The sequence below is a fragment of the Mesorhizobium sp. LMG17149 genome (assembly GCF_024518695.1).
In the GTDB taxonomy this organism is placed as follows: Bacteria; Pseudomonadota; Alphaproteobacteria; order Rhizobiales; family Rhizobiaceae; genus Mesorhizobium.
On the sequence record NZ_JANIFL010000019.1, the window covers coordinates 22,742 to 41,156 of the forward strand.

Below are 18,415 nucleotides of genomic sequence, written 5' to 3' on the forward strand. Positions count from 1 at the left end.
GTCGTTAACAAAGCCAAACGAAGATGCCTTATGAAACCCCTCCTGATCTCGGCACTTTTGCTCAATGTGACCACCGGCGGCTGTACACTGGTTGGCGGGCAATTCGACGTGGCGATCAACGAATGGCAGCCGCGCCACGCGTCAATGTCCAGGCTTGAAACTGACAGGTGTCTTAAATACGAGGGCACCGTAGCGGGTGCCTCCAGTTATCGAACAGTGCCTAGCAGGTCAGAAGTGCACTTTGACCATAGGGGTCGTCCGTATTTTCGGCGCTCGCGAACAGAGTCGACGGTCAATCGATGCGCCACTGCCAGAGTCTGGAACGGTCAAGTGTTTGTTATCCCCCGTCCGGGCCATATTCTCTGCCGAGGACCAAGAAGGCCCTATTTTCGGTGCCCACGAACAGAGCCAACGGTCAATCGATGCGCCACTGCCAGGGTCTGGAACGGTCAAGTGTTTGTGATCCCCTGTCCCGGCCGTGTTCTCTGCCGAACTCGCCCTTGTAGTCGGCACACCAAAGATCGTTAGGGCGACAGCCGTTTGAAAGTGGTGTCCCCGTCGCCCTGTTGCGCCTGCGCTTGCGGCGCTCGACCATGCCGTGGCGGTCGAGCACGGCATGCACGGTCGAGATCGCGGGCCGGTGCACATCCGGATACAGCCGGGCCAGCCGCTCGCGATCTTCGGCGCACCCCATGTCGGCTTGTCTTGCTTGAGGCGCACAATCAGCTTCTCGATTTGAAACGGAAGCTGATTGGCGTGGCGATAGGGCCGCCGCGATCGGTCCGTCAGCCCCTCCAGGCCGCTGTCGTTGTAGCGCGTGAGGATCTTGTAGCCGGTCTTGCGCGAGATATCGAACTCCCGGCAAAGCACCGCCATCTTCTCGCCGTCCAGCAGCCGGGCGACGAACTTCAGCCGCTCTTCCATGACGTTACACTCCTTCCAAGGCACCTTGCTCTCCTTGCAAAGGGCCGAAAGTGTAACCCATCTATCCGGAATGAACTGTCACCCATCTCTCGGGAAGGGCAGTCATGGCCAAGGCAACTGGAAGCCGAATTTTCTTTTAGAGTATGAATCAGCGCCGTCTGCCGAAAAGCGCGTCCACGATCTTCCCTTTTGAAACGACCGTGCAGGGCTGGGGCAGACGGTAGTCGAGCACCGCCCATCCGCGTCAAGTCAGGTAGACCTCCTGCCCGTCGCGGAAGAGGCGTCGCTCGGCTGCCTGTATGGAAAGCGTCCCAACCGAAAATTGCGGCTCCGGAAAATGCCCATGGCGACGTGCCACTGCATGGATACGCGCTGAGAGTTCCCCCAGATCGAACGGCTTGACCAAATAGTCGTCGGCTCCAGCGTTGAAGCCCTCGATGCGATGCGAAATCCGATCGCAGGCTGTCAGAATGATGACCGGTGCCGATTCAAGTTCCTTGATCAGCTCCCGCAGATAGTCGATCCCATTGCCGTCCGGCAGGTGAACGTCGAGCAAAATAAGGTCGTAGCCGACCACAGCTGCATAATCGCGCGCTTCGGACAGGTTCTTGGCCCAGTCGACCGCGTGGCCACCAGCCACCAAATGATCGTGCATAGCACTTCCAAGGTCCTTATCGTCTTCAGTGAGCAGTATTCGCATCATGCTGCCGAGCTCCGGTATGAGGGCAAGGCTCCCATCTTATTGGTCGAAGCTGACAATAGGCTGAACCGGCGGCAGCGAATTATTTGGGGAGCTTTCAGGCTGCTGTCAGCTACAACTTGCAAGAAAGGGGTCGTTAACAAAGCCAAACGAAGAGCCCCTATGAAACCCGTCCTGACCTCGGCACTTTTGCTCAATGTGACCCCCGGCGGCTGCATCAGCAAATTGATTTGGGAAACAGGCGCGCCGGTTCTAATGACCGACGCAGGCCGAGGTCTGGAACAGCTGGACCAGCGAACGGCGTCTTCGGTTTTTCAGGCAACAGCCACATGGAAGAATATGATTTGCTCGACCATGCGCCGAGCTTTGTCGAACGGATTGGTCGCGGGCGCACTACCACAGATTATGGCAGGTTTACGCCCTGGCCTTGACACCCGGGGTGATCGTCACCGGCGGAGCCGCGGCGTACTGATCGGATATCCAACGTCGCTGAGTCTCTCGTCGGTGCAGTGGATCTCTCGGCTTAGCCATCATGCAAAAAACGACGGTTCCGCGACACCACTTTTCAGGTCCGTGACACAGGCTTTGTGAGCCGATCTGTTGTTCTTACCCCAGGCTAATGGCTGAACAGCTCTGTCGCCGGCTCGATGCGCCAGATGGCGCGATGTTTTGAACCCTTTCACGAGGCGACGGCAGCAGCCGACCGGCTCTCCTATCGCGGCTCCCGCGATCCACACACCCAACAAGGGAATCTACCATGGTAATGAAGGCACCGGTTGCCGACGCTAGGAATGGGTCGGTAGTAGATCGGCTGGTCGGCATCGACCTCGCTCGGGGCCTGGCTGTCTTCGGGATGTATGCCGCCCATCTCGGTCCCGACCCCGGCGAAGGAGGACTAGTCGGGTTTCTGATGGAACTAACCCATGGGCGGCCGTCGGCCCTGTTTGCCGTATTGGCCGGTTTTTCAATCCTCCTGATTACAGGTCGCAAGGCGCCGAAGTCGGGGATAGCCGGTAGACAGGCCATCGCCAGAGTCGCAATTCGTGCCCTTGTTTTGCTCGCGCTTGGCTCAATCCTGGGCTGCCTCGGTACCCAGGTCGAAGTCATCCTAGAATACTACGGAATTTGCTTCTTGTTGGTATTGCCGCTCCATCGGCTCAGCGCATATCAGCTGGGCTTGATCGCTGCCGCTACGGCATTAGTTCTCCCGCAAGTCCGTTCCTCCCTTCTGTCGGTTGCCCCCAACCTCCTCGACCCGGTCTTCAACCTCATGGTCAACGGCTACTATCCCGCGGTGACCTGGGTTCCTTTCCTCATCGCTGGCATGGCCATCGCGCGCCTTAATCTTAATACGCTAGCAGCGCATTGGCGCCTTGGTCTGGCGGGGGTCGCGCTGGCCGTGTTGGGCCATGGGGGATCCTTGCTCGCGCTGAGTTCCCGCGCTTTGACTGAAACCTCCTTGTGGTGGTCTGACGTTGACGGCGCTTTTGAGCCTTCCAAGTCGTCATTTATAGTCAAGTCGTCATGGATAGCCGCACCTCATAGCGAAACGACGCTTTCGATCGTGGGCAGCACCGGTTGCGCAATGATCATCTTGGCGGCTTGCATGCTCGCTGTGGATGCGCTCCCGCGTCTGCGAAAGCTGGTCTGGCCAATAATCGCAGTCGGCTCGATGTCTTTGACGGCCTATGTGCTGCACATTGCGGGAATAGCCTATCTTATGAAGATAAACATTTTCAAAGACGAGAGCCTGTCCACGCTCTTTGGCTTCGTTGTGGTTATCAGCACTTTTGCGGTGCTTTGGCTGCGCGTCTTCCAGCGAGGACCGATGGAAGTGCTGATGGGTAGGGTCGCAGATCTCGCGCGTCACATCCGCTGAGCACCGCCGCGCCCCGGCCTCCCGATCACATTACGGACAAGGTGGGGCTTTGTCCAAAGCTTGTTCGCGGCAGGGGAGGGTACTTCCTCCCACCCTGCCGCCTTGTTGATGGAAGCTAAAACGGTCGCGCAGGCGCTAGAGTTGCATCGGCATAATCAGCTTAAACTCGCGAAGTTAAACCCGCGGTTGGTCTATCTCGGCCCGCCTCACCTGAAAGGCTAAGGTATCCGTTTCGGTCAAGGGTTTTAGGGGCCATTTTCGCTGCGCCTTGAGGAGAGCGTTTGCTAGGATGAGGAGCTTTCGCAACAAGATGATGACCTTTGCGGGTTTGCCTGCCGCCTTTAGCGCCTGGTATTTTGCCTTGAGGTCGGGGTTGAAGCGCAGGGCGAAGGGCCGGGCATGTAGAGGGCCTGGCGAACATTGGCCCGGCCGCCCCGGATGAAGGCGCGGCCGCTCCATTTTGCCGAGGCCGGCGAGGCTTGCGGCCTTTGGTTCCGAGTTCCGGCATGTCGATGGTGAGTGTGCAGGCGGTGGCATCCGATGCGCCATATGCTGGTCAGGATTTCGCGGCGCTGGACAGCGTCGGGATCGGCTTTCATGAGGGTAAGCATCGTCTGATCGATATCGCTGAGTTCACGTGGATCTGCTTCCAGCCACTCGTTGTTGTGGCGCCTGAGCAAGGCAAGCGGTCAAGATCTGGCTCTGGTGCTGGCTGCGGTGCGATCCCCGCACGGGCCAGGTGCCGATCGTGTCGACGATCCACCTCGCCGCGACCAGAGAGCTGCTACTCTCTTCCGCTGTTCATTCTGGCCTCTTCGCAATGAATGTCATAAAATCACCTGTCGCAATTAATGGTTTTTGATTTGGCTCCAACAGCTGGCAGATATCGCCGAGAGTTCCGCAGAGAGCGTCGAAAGTTTTGGCCGCCTTCTTCCGCAGCCGCGCCTTGAGTTTTGAGCAGACCTGTCTTGATCGGGTTGAGATCGGGCGAGCATGGCGGCAGGATCAGGAGCCAGTGCCCCTTTGGCCAACCAGTGGGCGGCGCGTACCTTGCCGACAATCTGGGGTTCCGAACCCGACAGTTGGTTTTCAACCCGACAGTGGCCCGCCTCAGAGCAGGCTACCGCCCTTCGGAGCAGGCAGAAGCTAATCGAGGTTCGCGGGTTCCGGTTTGAATGTGCAGGTCGCTGCGCGCCTGATCTTTCGGTCTGGCGGCACATGACAAAAACCCTCATTTTGGCCGACGATACCCGGTCAGGAGCGGGTATCGCAGTCGAGAAGCGACCCGAGCACGTCCACAAGATGTGCCGAGTTTGCAAGGTGTGTCATTGTTTCTGTCAACGTTCGAGCGACAGCGCACGACGAAACGTCTGGCATACGCCTCGTCTGGCACGCGCCTCGCATATGTTGCAGTTGCTGCTGGAGATCAGGCGATCGAGTGGGCCTTGCAATTTTCCGATTTTGATGCGCCTAAAGTCTCGTGTACAAATCAGGCTGGCGTGAATGGCCTGCCTAAGTTGCGACTTATTACAAAGGAATGGATATGGCGACTGGAACGGTGAAGTGGTTCAACAGCACGAAGGGTTTTGGTTTTATTCAGCCTGACAACGGCGGTCAGGATGTCTTTGTCCACATTTCCGCTGTTGAACGAGCGGGCCTGTCGACCCTTAATGAGGGCCAGAAGATCAACTACGAGGTGGAACAGGATCGCCGCACGGGAAAGTCCTCTGCAGGCAGCCTCAGCAAGGCTGGCTAACGGTCCGGGAAAGCCTTGGCAAGGTTCGTCATCGCCGGAACGCATTGACGGCTCGAAACCCGGGCCGGAGCATGCAAGTTAATGCCGCGGCAGGGATTGCTGGAGCCATCATGAATTACTCTGGAAATGAGGCTCTTGGACGGGAAAGGCGGGGCTCATCCCCGCCCTTTGATTCCGCGCAGATTGGGCCTACGGCTGCTGCGCGTCCGAACGACTGTTGATACGGATTTAGGCTGCGACCTTCTTGCGGGTCCGTTTCGCCGGCGCCGTGGCTGGGGCTTCCGGCTCTTTCGGTTTGCGGCCGAGTCCCATGGTCTTGGCCAAGGCGGAGCGCGCAGCGGCGTAATTCGGCGCCACCATGGGATAATCCGACGGCAGACCCCATTTGGCGCGATATTCGTCTGGGGTCAGACCATAGTGCGTCGCCAGATGGCGCTTTAGCGATTTGAATTTCTTGCCGTCTTCAAGGCTAATGATGTAGTCCGGTTCGATCGACTTTTTGATCGGGACAGCAGGTTTTTTTACAGGCACAGGCTCTTCTGCCGGTATGAGTCCAGCCGTGCCGTTTAGAGCCCCGTGCACTTGGGCGATCAGGGCAGGAAGCTCCCCCGCCGGGACGGGGTTGTTGGAGACGTAGGCTGATACAACATCGGCAGTGAGCTCGATGAGGATGTCGGTCTTGTGGGGTTCTTCTGTCATAAACTTCTCCGGGCAGCTTGAAACACAGTTGGGCGAAGTGTCGCTACATAGTGGCGGTTGCCGCTGAAAGCAAATGGATCGACGGGTGCGCTGCTCCTCCACCATTGAAGTCTGGGCGACGCATCCCGTCATCGTCCATCGCTAAAGGCAGCGTATTGAATTATGGGAGCGGTCGCGCCCGCCCCACCATAGCGATACAGCAAGACAATCAAAAAAGCCGGTCTTTGCTTGGCCCCAAATCTTTTCTCCTTTCGTGAACGCTGAGCTGCCAAGCTGCTACAGTTCACCTCGCGGGGCAACCGTGCACAACACAGGAGTCGCCCGAGCGATACATTCTTCACTTGCCGCTTATCAGCGCTGGTGATTGCACTTTGCAGCCTGCATCCGGACCCGCAGCGCTCACGCTGTTGGTTTTGCGCCTGCAGGCGTCGGAAGTCGGATCGCCGCAGCTAATTTCCTCAGGCGGACGAATTCAACAAATCGATTGTTTGGATCGAAGGCATCCACACCATCGATGCCTCTAGAATATGATCCAGCTACAATCACCGTGCTGTAATGGCAGGGACGGCCAGCACAAGCGCGACACGATCCGGCGGGTCCATCGCTGCGTTACGTATTCATGGCTACTGCATCGGGCGCTCGGTCGACCGCCTTAAGCCAGGTCGCCGCATTGCGAGACGGTGACCGGCGAGGGAGAGGGCGCTCTGGCAACGAAGCGAGGCGGGTGGCCTTGCGGGTGGCCGCGTGATGTCATCCGGCTCTCCTGCCGATCTCTCCAGATCTGGAGCAACTGTTTTGCATAGATATGGCTCTCTTCAGGGGGCCATCTATGATGGGAGCCGAGCGCGTGTTCGAGCCGGGGAACAGGCTGCGCATGCACTGTGCCCACCTATTGCGATCGTGCTAACCTTGGTTGTTCGGACTTGCCGTTAAAGGCAAGCGACAGATTGAAGTTATGCTGCACCATCTGATTGCCTGGCTCGTTTTCGAGAGCTCGCCGATACAGGGCCTGTGCCGCGTCATGCCGCCCCTCAATGTCCAAAATCACGCCCTTCGCATTCAATGCACGTACGTTTCCTGGGGCTGCAACCAAGACGCTGTCGAGCACCTCAACCGCTTCGTGCGGGCGCTTCTGGCCCACCAAGGCATTTGTAAGTCGTATCGCCGCATCAACATTGTCCGGGTGCTGCTTCACCTCATCCCGCAAAGCCCGCTCTTGAACATCCTGACCAACTTCGCGCAAAATGCGTTCGCGCATAGCCGGATCGATTTGATCGGCGCTGAGCAACTCGGGGGAAGATGTCTCCTGCACGGAAAGAGCCGGCTTTTGCCAGCTGGCGCAACCGCCCAAAGGCAGAATGGCGAGTACGGCAAAAAGAAGTGAGTTCCGGCGCAGAAACATAGGCGATGGAGAAACTGTATTACTATTCATGTTATCTCTCAGTTATCGGTGAGGCGCGTGGCGTTCAGTTAGGAAAGGTGGGACTACTCTAACAATCCGCTGTTCGATCCGTGCGGGAGTGTGACGGATCCTGCGGGGCGAATTGTAAAGTCGGAGGCGAGGTCTTGATAAGACAGCACGGCGAGATCAACCCCGTTTCGCGTCAGAAAGCCGCGGACGAAACGTCGGACATCCATCGACGTCAACAGAATAGGGCGGGTTTGACCCGGTTCTGCGTTCGAAAGGACCTGACGTATCTGTGATAGCATCGCTTCGCTTTGCCGATCCTCCAGTGCGAGATAGGGGCCTGCATCCGAATCTCGAACCGCGCCACGCATCACATCCTCGCTCTCGCGCTCGACGACCAGGGCGGACACTATGCCCTCCGTGTTGGCATGGCGGTGGCAGATCTGTCGCTTCAAACCAGAACGGACATATTCCGTCAGCAGGGCAACGTTTTGCTCACGCTCGCTCCATTCGGCCAATGCCTCCAACACGAGACGGGTGTGGCGGATTGGGATACCTTCCTCCAGGAGGCGGCGCAGAACATCGGCAATCCGAGGAATCGGCGTCGTGCGTAGCACCTCTTTCACAAGCTCAGAATATTCCTGCTCCATTCGGCCCAGGAAATGTCGGGTCTCTTGGATGCCCACCAATCGCGGTGCGTAGCGGGTCAACGCTGCATGGACGCGCAAGGCGAGGAGTTCGCCGGGAGCCCTATGCTCCGTGCCGGCGCCCGTAAGGGCCTTTGCAGGGGTATGTTCAACCGGGAGTCTGTCCGTTTTCGGCTCACGTCTAAGGGGGACACCGCTCGAGTCGACGTGCGCTACATCGGCTCGGAGCGCCATCTGGTTTGGATCTAAGGCGTCCTGTTCGACTGGCACGCCCTCGACATCAATTCGGAATTGCGATGCAGGCAGCTGCTCGTCAACCAAGACAGGGATGCGAGGAACGATAATGCCCAGATCGGCTGTGACCAGGAGCGAAACGCGCCCAATATGTTTTTGCAATTCGGCTTGATCGACCGCCTGCATAAGATCTGGCGCTAGAAAAAATGCGATCGGGAATTCCTTCGCAGGCGCGGCTTGCTTAGGCTCCGCTGCAGTTCCACCTTTCGCATCGGCAGTGCCGGCGCCCAGCACATCAGCCTTGACAATGCTTACCGCAGCGAACACTGCGGCCAGCATCAGAAAGACGGGGAGGGGAAACCCAGGAACGAACCCCATTACAACCAGGACGCCGGCCGCCAGTCGCAAGGCTCGAGTGCTGGCCGTGAGCTGACTGACCATTTCTGTACCGAGGTTGATCCTCGCCGTCCCAGTCACACGGGTGACGATGGTCGCCGCAGTAATGGAGAGCAGAAGGGCCGGAATCTGCGATATCAATGCATCGCCTATCGTCAGCAGAGTGTAGTGATGCAGTACCTCGCCGAAGGACATGCCCTTGGAGAGCAGGCCGATCGAAATTCCACCCAGCATGTTGATGCAGATAACCACCAGCCCGGCGATGGAATCGCCCTTCACAAATTTCATCGCGCCGTCCATCGCGCCATAGAGTTGGCTTTCCTTCTCCAATTCGGCGCGCCGCCGGCGGGATTCGTTGGCATCGATGTGGCCGTTGCGTAGCTCTGCGTCGACCGCCATTTGCTTGCCCGGCAGAGCATCCAGCGTGAAACGCGCCGCCACTTCTGCCACCCGTTCGGCACCCTTCGCGAGGACCATGAATTGCACCATGGTGACGACCAGAAATATGACGAAACCCACCACGATATTGCCTGAAATGACGAAATCGCCAAAAGTATGAATAATGCTGCCGGCCTCCCCCTCGGCCAGAATCAGTCGCGTCGTTGCGACCGTGAGCGCGAGACGGAATACAGTGGAAATCAAAATAACGCCGGGCAAAGAGGAAAAATCAAGTGGAGTACTGACATACAGGGCAACCATCATCAGCAGTATGGCCAACCCCATATTGAATCCTATCAGGGCGTCGACCACCACGACCGGGATAGGCATGACCATCATCGCGACAGCCAGAAGCAGCATCAACGCAACCATTAAATCCGGGCTGGCCGGCGCACGCTTGATGAAGTCACGCAGGACGTTGGCCATCGAGACACCTTTGCAATCGGTTGAGACTTACTCTGCTGTTACGCCATGAAACGTGGCTTTCGAACTCCGAAGGCGCCTCAGCCTTGGCCAGCGCGTGACCCTGCATGAGAGCCACAAGCAGGCGCGAAATGGCTGGGCAGCAAATGTTTCCAACGCAGCCAGCTTGTCAGCACCGAGCGCGGCAGGATGTTTGGCTGGCCATAGAGTGCTGCTTGATGGGGCCTGCGAGCTTTCAATATTGGAGAGCAGCAATGCGGCCATTCCTGCTCAGCAGCACACGGCTGTCCTCAATACGTTCGACCACCCATCCATCAGCCAAAATGGCGCCGACAAAATACTTCTCGCTGTCGATGACAATATATGGTTGGACCCCATGCCACACAGCTTCGACCGCGATTGCGGATGGCGCCTTCTCCTCTTTGATGAGCACTCCGTTCACCAGTGTTAGAGTACCCTTGGTGCGACGATCGAACGATTGCTGAAGCTTCTGCCAGCTGATGACCGATTCAGACGTGACGGTGCCTTCGGCGGTCACAACACCCTTTGCCGACCCAATCTTGACGTCGAGAAGACCCGCTCGATCGACTTCCTCCTGCAGCTCTTGGGCCGCTGCCTCCGTAAGTTCATTGTCAGCGCGGTGACTGATCGTTCTGGACGCGACTTCAGCCCGAAGTGAATTGGGGCTCGATCCACTTGCATTGCCAAGATAGGAGATCGTGCCTGAAAGCGCGCCGATCCCGAGTGAGCTGATTATGACCATGGCGAGCACACCGATCGGTAGGCGCGGTATGCCGGTCGAACCAGGCGGCTCTGCATCCTGCACGGACAAAGCAATGGACATCTCGCCTACGAGCAGGACGACAGGAAGGGGCACAACAACGGACTGGCCTGCGGCGATATTCCGGTTGCCCTCGATACTGATTCCGGGTGCAAGCGCCTCCAGTTCGATCGACTTGCCAAGAAGAGTTACACGAAGGTGATGCGGTGCCAGTCCCTGCTCGACAAAGACCAAATCGGCATCGAAGCCGCTGCCGATTAAACACTTTTGAAGATCCGTCTTGCCGGTCAGACCGCAATAGTGCCCCGAACGCACTTCGAAACGGAGGGAAACGGCGTCATCCACAGAGCATCTCTCAAACAGGATAGAAGCCGCATGGCAATTGCCATGCGGCTCATTTCGGGACTACGTCGCGTCAATAAGGAGACGCGCTAAGGGGCAGTCTAAAACCCGCCTCCGACATTACGAAACGCGTTCGTCGGCGGCCTTCTTGATGGTCTGGAGATTGGTCGTTAGAGTGCGCAACTGGACACTCCTTTTCGTCGCCTCCAAGCTAACATTGGTTAGTTCCTGCACTTGCGCCTGAAAAGCAGTAGCATCAGCTCCGCTTGTATTGCCGGGAGTGCCACTGTTAGTTTTATCGGTATTGCCGGCGCTACTGGTATTGGTATTGCCTGATTTTTTATTATTATCAACTGCAGCCATGATCATTCCTTTTTCTGTTGGAGTTGTGCCGTCAATAACGGCCTGTATGACCTCACGCCGGATTTTCCCGCGTCAGGCATCTTCTGTGTCATCCAAAGCTTCATCGGCCTCAGCCATCGCATCGTTCGCGAATTGGAACGCGAACGATCGCAGGATACTTTGGAAGGCTTCACTTTGTGCTGCAGACTGTGAGTTGTCTTGAAGTTGATCATTTGAAACGGTCCGGTTATCCGCCCGATCGTTCCCGCCAGCTGCCTTGCCATCATTCCCACCAGCTGGCTTGCCATCATTGCCATCAGCCGGCTTGCCATCACCAGAATGCTCGGATTTCGAATCCCCATGGCCCTTTCGGATCAAGGAAGTCCCGAGGTTGCCAACTCCACTCCCAATTGCTGCTATCATCAGGTACTCCGGCATTTGCCATTGGCGGCGACGTGTTAAAGGTTAACCTCGATCAAGCTAAGGGCGGGAGCTTTCGAGAACCTGACGGCTTTTGACAAAAACCGGCCAGCGCAAAAACCGTATGCTCTGCAGGATGTTGCTCTCGCATCGAACAGTCGACCACGATCTCGGCTGTTCGGCCAATCCCGCCGTCCACGCATGCCGCGACCGAATGGCAGCCGCAGCAGCTGGTTTGCATCTCGATGCTGTGGTGTCGAACAGGAGGCACGGTCCACGTGCTGCATGACCGCAATGACCGTATTCTTGCTGGCTCCACGGGCGCACGCAACGAGCAGGAACTCGGTCTTTGCATCACCATTCTCTCGCCTGCACATCACGGCCCGGCGCGGTGAGCTCATTGGCCTCGAGAAGGTCGGCGACCGTACGAACATGGGATGGTCTGCCGGCTTTGGGAGGCCGGTGCGGATCCTCTTCTCACCATATCGAAAGCTTGAAGCGGTCGGATTTTCTTGCCCTGTTCGTGAGAACTCCCATCGTCAGCTAATCGTCAGCCAAGCGGTCTATCTAGGCCGGCTGTGCCTGACCTTCGGATCCAAAGGTCCCGTCTCGACACTTTTTGTAACTATAGATCGAAATGGTTTCCCGCGCGATACGCAACGCACACGCTTCTCTGAAGCAAATGTGTGACTTTGTCGGTGGCGAACGAGAGGAGTGACGCATCAATAAAATCGTCAGGCACGTGTCTAGGAAGGGGAGCTGGCCGAGTTGGTCTGATTTCATTCGCTGTTCCTGGAAATCGGCGGACTGAAGCGCTGATAATCTCAGGACATCGATGGCAACGTTGCGAAAGTCCTGTGAGCTCGGGCCAATCTTGGCCTGCTACTGAGAAGCACTTTGGCGGGAACATTACGCCGTCGCGGGTCTGGCTGACCGTGACGTTAACCGAAAGATGCCGCTGGTCTCGTCAGCCGCCAGCACAATAGCAGCACATTCTCGCCTACTACGGAGACGCAATATGAAGGGCATTGGCCGACCACGGAAATCGCAGGCTGAAACTGGAGCCAGCCGCGCGGGGCGGGCGAGCAGTTCCCTTTCGCAATCAAGTCTTGCTGCGGGAGAAGGTGGACAGTCATTCGATTCCGTTGTGGAGCAGATGCGCTCTGGGGACGCCGATAGGAGGCCCTCCTCCCTTCCAGTTGCGCGCGGTCCAGGCGATGCCCGCGAAAGTCTGCCAGGCGCCTCGATTGGCGAAGATCAAATCCTGAACACACCGCCACGTGGAGCCGCTGCGCCACCACGCGGAACCGTAGCGCCACGTGGCGCAGCCGCAAGGCGGCGCGGTTCTCCCTCCATGTCTGAGGGCGAAGCCATGGCGCCGGTCGGTAGCCAACTATCAACCGCGCAGGTGGAAGGCACCAGCTCATCGTCAAATGAAGATATCAGTCCGACACAGCTCAGAATGAACAGTCTTGTTCAACAACTGACTGATTGCGAGGCTGCGGCCAGGAAAACCGACGTTCCCGAGGAGGCGGTGGAGCTGATCAGTCGGGTCGTCGGTGCAGCCTCAGCAATTCTGGAGTACCGCGCTAGCCTGCCTGCGGCTGAGGCGCAGACAATTATGCCAGACGACAAGGTGCGTAGATGTTGCCAGATCGTGTGCGACGCCGCGAATGAAGTAGACCAACTTGGCCTGTCGACGATCACGAAATTGGACGAAAAGACCAAGATAGCGGCAGGTATGGTCGATAGACTCTACTCCTACTCCCAGGCGGACCGGCAGGAGCTGTTGATTTTAAATGTGGAGAACCACCATACGGCGGCAATTAAGTGGTGGGAAAAAAAGGCATGGCGCTCCGAACGACAGCGATCCGCCTGCGCTGCCACCGCTAGCCTATCCAGTGGAACGCCCGTGATGCGGGAAGCCGAGCGGTGCGCACTGCGGCTGCGTGCCGGCTCGGTACTGAGTGTCAGGATCTGGCTGGTCCGTGAGCGGATCGGTCTTGCGCGGGCCAAGATTGAACTGCGGGCGAGCAGGTTCGAGCCAGATTTGAAGGAACTCCTCGTCGGTCGAAATGGAGTGGTGCAGCTGATGGCAAGCGCCGCTCAAGAAGCTCTTCGCGCCCTCTCTTTGGCGAAGGGCATAATGGATGGCAAAACACTCAACGCTCATGATTGCGCGGTTGTAGAAAAAATCATGGAGCGGCTTTCGGATTTTGGATTGGCGTTGCACGAGGTGCATACCAAGCTAAGCCATACCTACCCAGATGCCGGCCTCCCATTGAAACTGTTCGAACGGATCGTGGACGATGCATGGATCACTGCGCACGATGCCATGCACTTGTTGAACCTGCAGTCTCCGCCGTCAGCCATCATGGCGCCACAGGCCCAGGCGGGCGCTGCGATGCCGGCCAGGGCAGGCGCTGCGATACCGGCTGACACTGCTGGTACGGCTGCAGTGTCAGAAGGCACTACAGCGCGAAGGAAAGGGAAGTCAAAGCATAAGTCGGCAGCTCGCGCCGGGACTTCTGCCGCCGGGCAGCCATCAACACCAGTCGCTTCGAACGCCGGCACAATGCCAGCAGCCAAGGTTCTCGCGCGCTCGGATCAAGTTGCGAGTACACAGGTGAGAGCGCAAGAGGTGGCTGCGAGTTCGTCGGGGGCAGGCTCGACAATCGGGGGCGCCGCGTTGTCAATGGAGGTATTGACGGAGCGGCTCAAACGATTGGACGAACTTTTGCAGTTCGATCTGGCCGGTCAGCAAAGCGTCGTCTCCCAAGTGCGCCAGATGAAGCCTGAGGAGGCCGGTAAGGTCGTGGACGATGTGGCCCAGTACCTGCGAGCCCAGGCCATTGAGATGCAAACCTGTCTCGCCGGGTTGCAGGGGCGTAATGTACGCCTGCTACTCACCTCCACCCAGCTACCCAAAGTGCACGAACGCACAGACCAGCTCAAAGGGTTGCTGAACATGGTGCTGGGACAGGCCAACGCATTGAATGAAGGAAAAGCCGGCATTACGACTGATTGCATGAAGACCTACGCATTTCCGGCGCAAAAATACCTGGAACATTTGTGCAATGCCGACGAATTGATGCCGCCGGAGGCACCGGTCGCGCTGCGTGGCGAGCCAGGAAAGCTGTTTGAGATGAAGCTGCAGCCCAAGATGCTGGTCAATGGTGCGATGCCGAGCCCGATGTGGGTGCACATCCACACGAGTCGCCCCGTCTTGGCCAGAAACTTAGAAGGGCTGGCTGATTCCGAATTCACCGCTTGCCACGTTAAATCCAACGAACAGCGCGGCTACAATCGAGAGCGAGAGGAAGCCGATGCTAGGTCCGGTCGCGAGAAGGTCATAATTCATCGCGGCAAACTCACCCCCGCTTTCTGTAAGTCTTTGTTGACCTCGGGGCTTGGCCGCCAACCACGCAATTCGCGTGCCGAGCTCCCGTCGGCGCAGGCTGCATGACAGGGCACGTACTTTGGGGTCTAGGGCAGAATGCGGCCGGCCACGCTGTGAGTCAGCGAGCATTTCTCCTGGCCAAACCGCGAATGCCGCTGCGCGAGTTGCGGTCCGGCGATTGGAGTCGATCGGCTACCGTCAGGGCCGATTTGCGATGTCGCGTTACCTGCTGTTGACGTGGCGGCGTATCTTGCCTCCCATCCAACTTATCGCCGAGATCGCGCCGCCAAGATCGAGGCGGAAGGTCTTCCTGCGAGCGCGGAGCAGGCATAGCCGATCCGATCGGGATCGGCGCATCGCAACGACCCAACGGTGTGGTGGAGAAAATTGGATTCGGGAGAGCTCGTATCCAAGAGGCGGAGTTCCGGCCCGAATACAATCCGCTCGCAAGCACCCACGATGCGCATTCGCAGTTTATTGTCTGGGAGATGGGCTGGATTGCTCGGCGGCGCTGGCGCTAAGGCGGGGCTGTCGCCGGACAATTAGCATTCACTGCCAACAGCCTTGCAACCGTCACCAGTTGCAAGGCTCGGCGGCGGGTCGACAAATCACATGAAATCGTCGTCGGACCCGCTATCGCTGCTGTCGCTGTCCTCGGTTTTGTGGAGATAGAGTGGAGGTTTGCCTGCACGCTGCCACTCACCGGCACTGTTCTTCGTCCATTTGTCGGGATGCTGCGTAGGGTCAAGCACCAGGTCGCCATGATCCACTTCAACAAACCCCATCGTCTGCGCGCGCGCTTGTGCTTCCGGATTAGCCGCACGCCAATTCAGCAACGGTCGGTCGCCGTCTATCCGAAGTTGATGCTCCAGCAGAATATCGCCCGCATTTTCGACGAGCGGATGGGCGACTTGAAGATCCACTATGGAAGTGACCTCAGTTCGACCAGGAAATTGTTCCCGCCAACTTTCCGATTCGAACTCGTTCATGCTGAATCCGCCTTCCATTCTCAGCAGTCCGGCACTCCGGTCTCCCAATTGGTAACTGAAATATCGCGCGTGCTCCGTATCTCGACGGATGCCATATTGCTGAGCAACGTCCGCGGTGCGCCTGGCTCGTGACGATACGAACTCTGAATACTCTTGAGGATTGTCGGCGATGTGCGTGATTTCATCACCATGAAATTGCCTCACCTGTCTCCTGAAGGAAGTCCTGTTGATCTCCACCACAGGAGGTCGGGAATTGAGGGAGTATGCTTGGGGAGCCGCCGATGATGAGGCGCCGCTACCTTCCGATCCGGATAAGTGCATTCGGGCAAATGTGTCCGCGAACCCTTCGCTTCCTGCATCCGATTGCTCGCCGGCATTATGCGCGCGGTAACTATCGGATGAGCCACCAATTCGACCATACATGACGATTCGTACTCCTATGTTTCGCAACCGAGCTCAAGTTAGCACGGCTGTTCAACATAGGGCGCTTAGTTGACGACTAGCTGACGAGGGCATTCCAACGGCTGCACCAATCAAATCCGTACTGCCGGCCTCAAAACCTCGGACTGCGCCACGCACCGGCCAGCAGAGGCTGCAAGGTCATGCCCGGAGGACTTGCCGTAGTTGCTGGGTGGCAGATCCGAGGGGAGTGATTGCCCCAGGCCCGCGGTTGCGCGGTTGGCCTGACAGAGACACTGGGGCACGGATGGCCAGCCGACATTTGCCACTAGCATGGAGCCAGGTCAGTTTTGAACTGGCAGTCGTGGACTTCCAATGACTAGGCCAAGCCTGCGGCAAAGAATGCTTTCGCGACAGGCTGGAAATATTGCATAGGAACCGCGTGGCCGAGTTTTGTAGTGCCTATCAGCTGACGCGCTAAGACATGGTCATGGACGATCGTCAGGCGTAGTGCCCGCGCCTCGCTCAACACATGTGAAACGCGCTCACCTTCGGCACGGCAAACTAAGAACGGCACCCCGGTTTCACCGCGAACGTAACGCAGACCGATCAGGACCGCCCTTCCTGTTAAGACCAGCGTGGCGCGATGCACGCCAAGCGCAGGCTCGTCGGCCGCCTCCTCGCGGATGCGACGCTGTTCACCTTTCAACTCTGGCGCTCCTTGCTGATCCTTCGACTCGCGCGTCACTTCGGTATTGGTCATGCGCATTTCGCGCAGATACAACGCGCGCTGGAGCAGGAGATCGATCAGTCCGCCGACCAGCAGTGCGCCGGCGCCAATTCCCATCAGCAATTTTGTCTCCATAAAGATGAGGCCAACACAGCCCATGCCGCAGATCGGCAGAGGGACCATTGTCTTCCACATCCCGAGAAGGACAATGGAAAAGGTTGCGCTGAGAACCAATACCTTGAACATGGTCTTGCAGACTTCGACCATGGAACGAGCAGACCCCAAGCGCTTCAGCCCTTCAAAGGGGTCAATTTTCTTAAAGCTGAGCTTCATCGGCTCCAGAGAGAAGACAAATCCACCATTGGCTAGCAGGCTGGCCAAAATCACCGCGGCGACGAGGGTTCCAAGCAGCGGGCCAACAGCCGCGACGGTGAGTTGGACGAGCACAACCAATGCCTGCGGCACCGCGGTATCGAAAGGTAGGCTCTGCAACTTGGTGGCTAATAGGAGCGCTTCCCGGCATTTGTCCTCGATCACGCTGCCTCTTAGCCAAAGGTAGCCGAGCCCAGCGCAAGTCCCGACCGCGCGGACGAAATCGGAGCTACGTGGCAGCTGTCCTTTTTTGCGCGCTTCACTTAACTTCTTCGGGCTGGCGGCGTGTGTCTTCTCTTCACTTGTGTCGCTCATGGCAGCAATTTGTCGAACCACTCCAGCACGCCGTTGGCACGTGTGACCTCCAGTTTCATGCTCTCCACCAGATAGGCAGCGTAGGTGACCATGAGAACTGGAAAGACAATGTTCTTGATTGCCGGAGACAGTTGGCTCGCCTTAAATTGCGGGGCAAAGCGACGCAGCAGCATCATCGATATATCAATCAGTATCAGGAAGAACACGACAGGCCCCGATACCAATAATGCCGTGCGCATTATGCTGTCGAGAAGCCCCAACAACTCCATTGCTCCTGGCCCGCTCAGTGTCGGGTGAAACTGATACACCGGCCAGATCAAGTAGCTGCGGTACAGGACACTGATCAAAGTTTCCAGGCCTCCTGATCCGACGAATATGGCAATCGCAGTGATCCCCAGAAAAACGCCCATCGCGGAAGCCTGACTGTTCGTCGCGGGATCGGCCGAAGCGGTCGGGCTGCTGATGCCGCGTTGGTTGTCGATAAGCTCCCCGGCAGCCTGAAGGCCCCAAAGCGGAATGCCAAGAAAAGTGCCAAGGAGTACACCGACAAAAACTTCCTTGAATCCGAGCAGGGTTAGCTGGATCAGGCGCGTATCAGGATCCAGCGCCGGCAATCCGCCGCTGACGTGTGCCAGGCATGGTAGTGCGAAGCCAACAGCCAAACAGCCCCGGATCAGCCCACTGATCTGCGAGCGTGTGAATACGGGAAAGATCAGCATGATGCCCATCGCGCGGGCTGCCCCAAGACCTGCCGCAACGACGAGTTCGAGAGCCGTCTGGATCAGAATTTGAATATCGGCCGATGGCGCGTCCATGGGGCG

The 18,415-nt window shown here is 57.8% G+C and carries 13 protein-coding genes and 1 pseudogene; 3 read left to right on the forward strand and 11 right to left on the reverse strand.

Annotated elements, in window-relative coordinates; all coding sequences use genetic code 11:
- Positions 1 to 472: 472 nt before the first annotated feature.
- Both NP945_RS31255 and NP945_RS31260 read right to left on the reverse strand, forming a co-directional pair.
- Positions 473 to 948, reverse strand: a pseudogene (locus NP945_RS31255) (helix-turn-helix domain-containing protein); the annotation flags it as partial.
- A gap of 220 nt (positions 949 to 1,168) precedes the next feature.
- Positions 1,169 to 1,627, reverse strand: a complete 459-nt coding sequence (locus tag NP945_RS31260; protein ID WP_224570033.1) for a response regulator transcription factor — start codon at positions 1,625 to 1,627, stop codon at positions 1,169 to 1,171.
- 754 nt (positions 1,628 to 2,381) lie between these two features.
- Between NP945_RS31260 and NP945_RS31265 the strand changes: the two genes are divergently transcribed.
- Positions 2,382 to 3,503, forward strand: coding sequence for a DUF418 domain-containing protein (locus NP945_RS31265; RefSeq protein ID WP_024505387.1), 1,122 nt, complete (start codon positions 2,382 to 2,384; stop codon positions 3,501 to 3,503).
- Between the two features lie 1,543 nt (positions 3,504 to 5,046).
- Positions 5,047 to 5,259 (forward strand): cold-shock protein, encoded by a 213-nt coding sequence (locus NP945_RS31270; RefSeq protein WP_008874821.1) that lies wholly within the window; start codon positions 5,047 to 5,049, stop codon positions 5,257 to 5,259.
- A 228-nt stretch (positions 5,260 to 5,487) separates the two neighbouring features.
- Here NP945_RS31270 and NP945_RS31275 read toward each other — a convergent pair whose 3' ends face one another.
- From NP945_RS31275 to NP945_RS31300, 6 genes are all read right to left on the reverse strand, one after another.
- On the reverse strand, positions 5,488 to 5,958 hold the full coding sequence (locus tag NP945_RS31275) for a MucR family transcriptional regulator (protein ID WP_024505385.1): 471 nt from the start codon (positions 5,956 to 5,958) through the stop codon (positions 5,488 to 5,490).
- A gap of 889 nt (positions 5,959 to 6,847) precedes the next feature.
- The gene (locus tag NP945_RS31280) at positions 6,848 to 7,390 is read right to left on the reverse strand and encodes a tetratricopeptide repeat protein (protein WP_082826568.1); all 543 of its coding nucleotides are present in this window, start codon (positions 7,388 to 7,390) and stop codon (positions 6,848 to 6,850) included.
- A gap of 53 nt (positions 7,391 to 7,443) precedes the next feature.
- On the reverse strand, positions 7,444 to 9,507 hold the full coding sequence (sctV, locus tag NP945_RS31285; RefSeq protein ID WP_127270994.1) for a type III secretion system export apparatus subunit SctV: 2,064 nt from the start codon (positions 9,505 to 9,507) through the stop codon (positions 7,444 to 7,446).
- Between the two features lie 232 nt (positions 9,508 to 9,739).
- Positions 9,740 to 10,630 (reverse strand): hypothetical protein, encoded by an 891-nt coding sequence (locus NP945_RS31290; protein WP_127248571.1) that lies wholly within the window; start codon positions 10,628 to 10,630, stop codon positions 9,740 to 9,742.
- Positions 10,631 to 10,747: 117 nt separating this feature from the next.
- Positions 10,748 to 10,990, reverse strand: a complete 243-nt coding sequence (locus NP945_RS31295) for a nodulation protein NopA (protein ID WP_224570034.1) — start codon at positions 10,988 to 10,990, stop codon at positions 10,748 to 10,750.
- Between the two features lie 72 nt (positions 10,991 to 11,062).
- On the reverse strand, positions 11,063 to 11,392 hold the full coding sequence (locus NP945_RS31300) for a hypothetical protein (RefSeq protein WP_081714433.1): 330 nt from the start codon (positions 11,390 to 11,392) through the stop codon (positions 11,063 to 11,065).
- 1,351 nt (positions 11,393 to 12,743) lie between these two features.
- Here NP945_RS31300 and NP945_RS31305 point away from each other — a divergent pair.
- Positions 12,744 to 14,855 carry a hypothetical protein gene (locus NP945_RS31305; RefSeq protein WP_256748484.1) on the forward strand — a complete coding sequence of 704 codons (2,112 nt, stop codon included), beginning with the start codon at positions 12,744 to 12,746 and terminating at the stop codon, positions 14,853 to 14,855.
- A 542-nt stretch (positions 14,856 to 15,397) separates the two neighbouring features.
- Here NP945_RS31305 and NP945_RS31310 read toward each other — a convergent pair.
- The 3 genes from NP945_RS31310 to sctT all read right to left on the reverse strand — a co-directional run bounded on the left by NP945_RS31310 (position 15,398) and on the right by sctT (position 18,409).
- Complete coding sequence (locus NP945_RS31310; protein ID WP_024505378.1) at positions 15,398 to 16,201, reverse strand: hypothetical protein; 804 nt, start codon at positions 16,199 to 16,201, stop codon at positions 15,398 to 15,400.
- Between the two features lie 355 nt (positions 16,202 to 16,556).
- Entirely contained in the window at positions 16,557 to 17,594 is a 1,038-nt protein-coding gene (locus NP945_RS31315) for an EscU/YscU/HrcU family type III secretion system export apparatus switch protein (protein ID WP_024505377.1), read from the reverse strand.
- Complete coding sequence (gene sctT, locus NP945_RS31320) at positions 17,591 to 18,409, reverse strand: type III secretion system export apparatus subunit SctT (protein WP_024505376.1); 819 nt, start codon at positions 18,407 to 18,409, stop codon at positions 17,591 to 17,593. Before sctT ends, NP945_RS31315 begins: the two co-directional genes overlap by 4 nt.
- Between the last annotated feature and the right edge of the window lie 6 nt (positions 18,410 to 18,415).

Excerpts from the sequence above, each read along its gene's own strand:
- NP945_RS31260 (WP_224570033.1), bottom strand. The coding sequence starts at position 1,627 with ATGATGCGAATACTGCTCACTGAAGACGATAAGGACCTTGGAAGTGCT.
- NP945_RS31265 (WP_024505387.1), top strand. The coding sequence starts at position 2,382 with ATGGTAATGAAGGCACCGGTTGCCGACGCTAGGAATGGGTCGGTAGTA.
- NP945_RS31270 (WP_008874821.1), top strand. The coding sequence starts at position 5,047 with ATGGCGACTGGAACGGTGAAGTGGTTCAACAGCACGAAGGGTTTTGGT.
- NP945_RS31275 (WP_024505385.1), bottom strand. The coding sequence starts at position 5,958 with ATGACAGAAGAACCCCACAAGACCGACATCCTCATCGAGCTCACTGCC.
- NP945_RS31280 (WP_082826568.1), bottom strand. The coding sequence starts at position 7,390 with ATGAATAGTAATACAGTTTCTCCATCGCCTATGTTTCTGCGCCGGAAC.
- sctV (WP_127270994.1), bottom strand. The coding sequence starts at position 9,507 with ATGGCCAACGTCCTGCGTGACTTCATCAAGCGTGCGCCGGCCAGCCCG.
- NP945_RS31295 (WP_224570034.1), bottom strand. The coding sequence starts at position 10,990 with ATGGCTGCAGTTGATAATAATAAAAAATCAGGCAATACCAATACCAGT.
- NP945_RS31300 (WP_081714433.1), bottom strand. The coding sequence starts at position 11,392 with ATGATAGCAGCAATTGGGAGTGGAGTTGGCAACCTCGGGACTTCCTTG.
- NP945_RS31305 (WP_256748484.1), top strand. The coding sequence starts at position 12,744 with ATGTCTGAGGGCGAAGCCATGGCGCCGGTCGGTAGCCAACTATCAACC.
- NP945_RS31310 (WP_024505378.1), bottom strand. The coding sequence starts at position 16,201 with ATGTATGGTCGAATTGGTGGCTCATCCGATAGTTACCGCGCGCATAAT.
- NP945_RS31315 (WP_024505377.1), bottom strand. The coding sequence starts at position 17,594 with ATGAGCGACACAAGTGAAGAGAAGACACACGCCGCCAGCCCGAAGAAG.
- sctT (WP_024505376.1), bottom strand. The coding sequence starts at position 18,409 with ATGGACGCGCCATCGGCCGATATTCAAATTCTGATCCAGACGGCTCTC.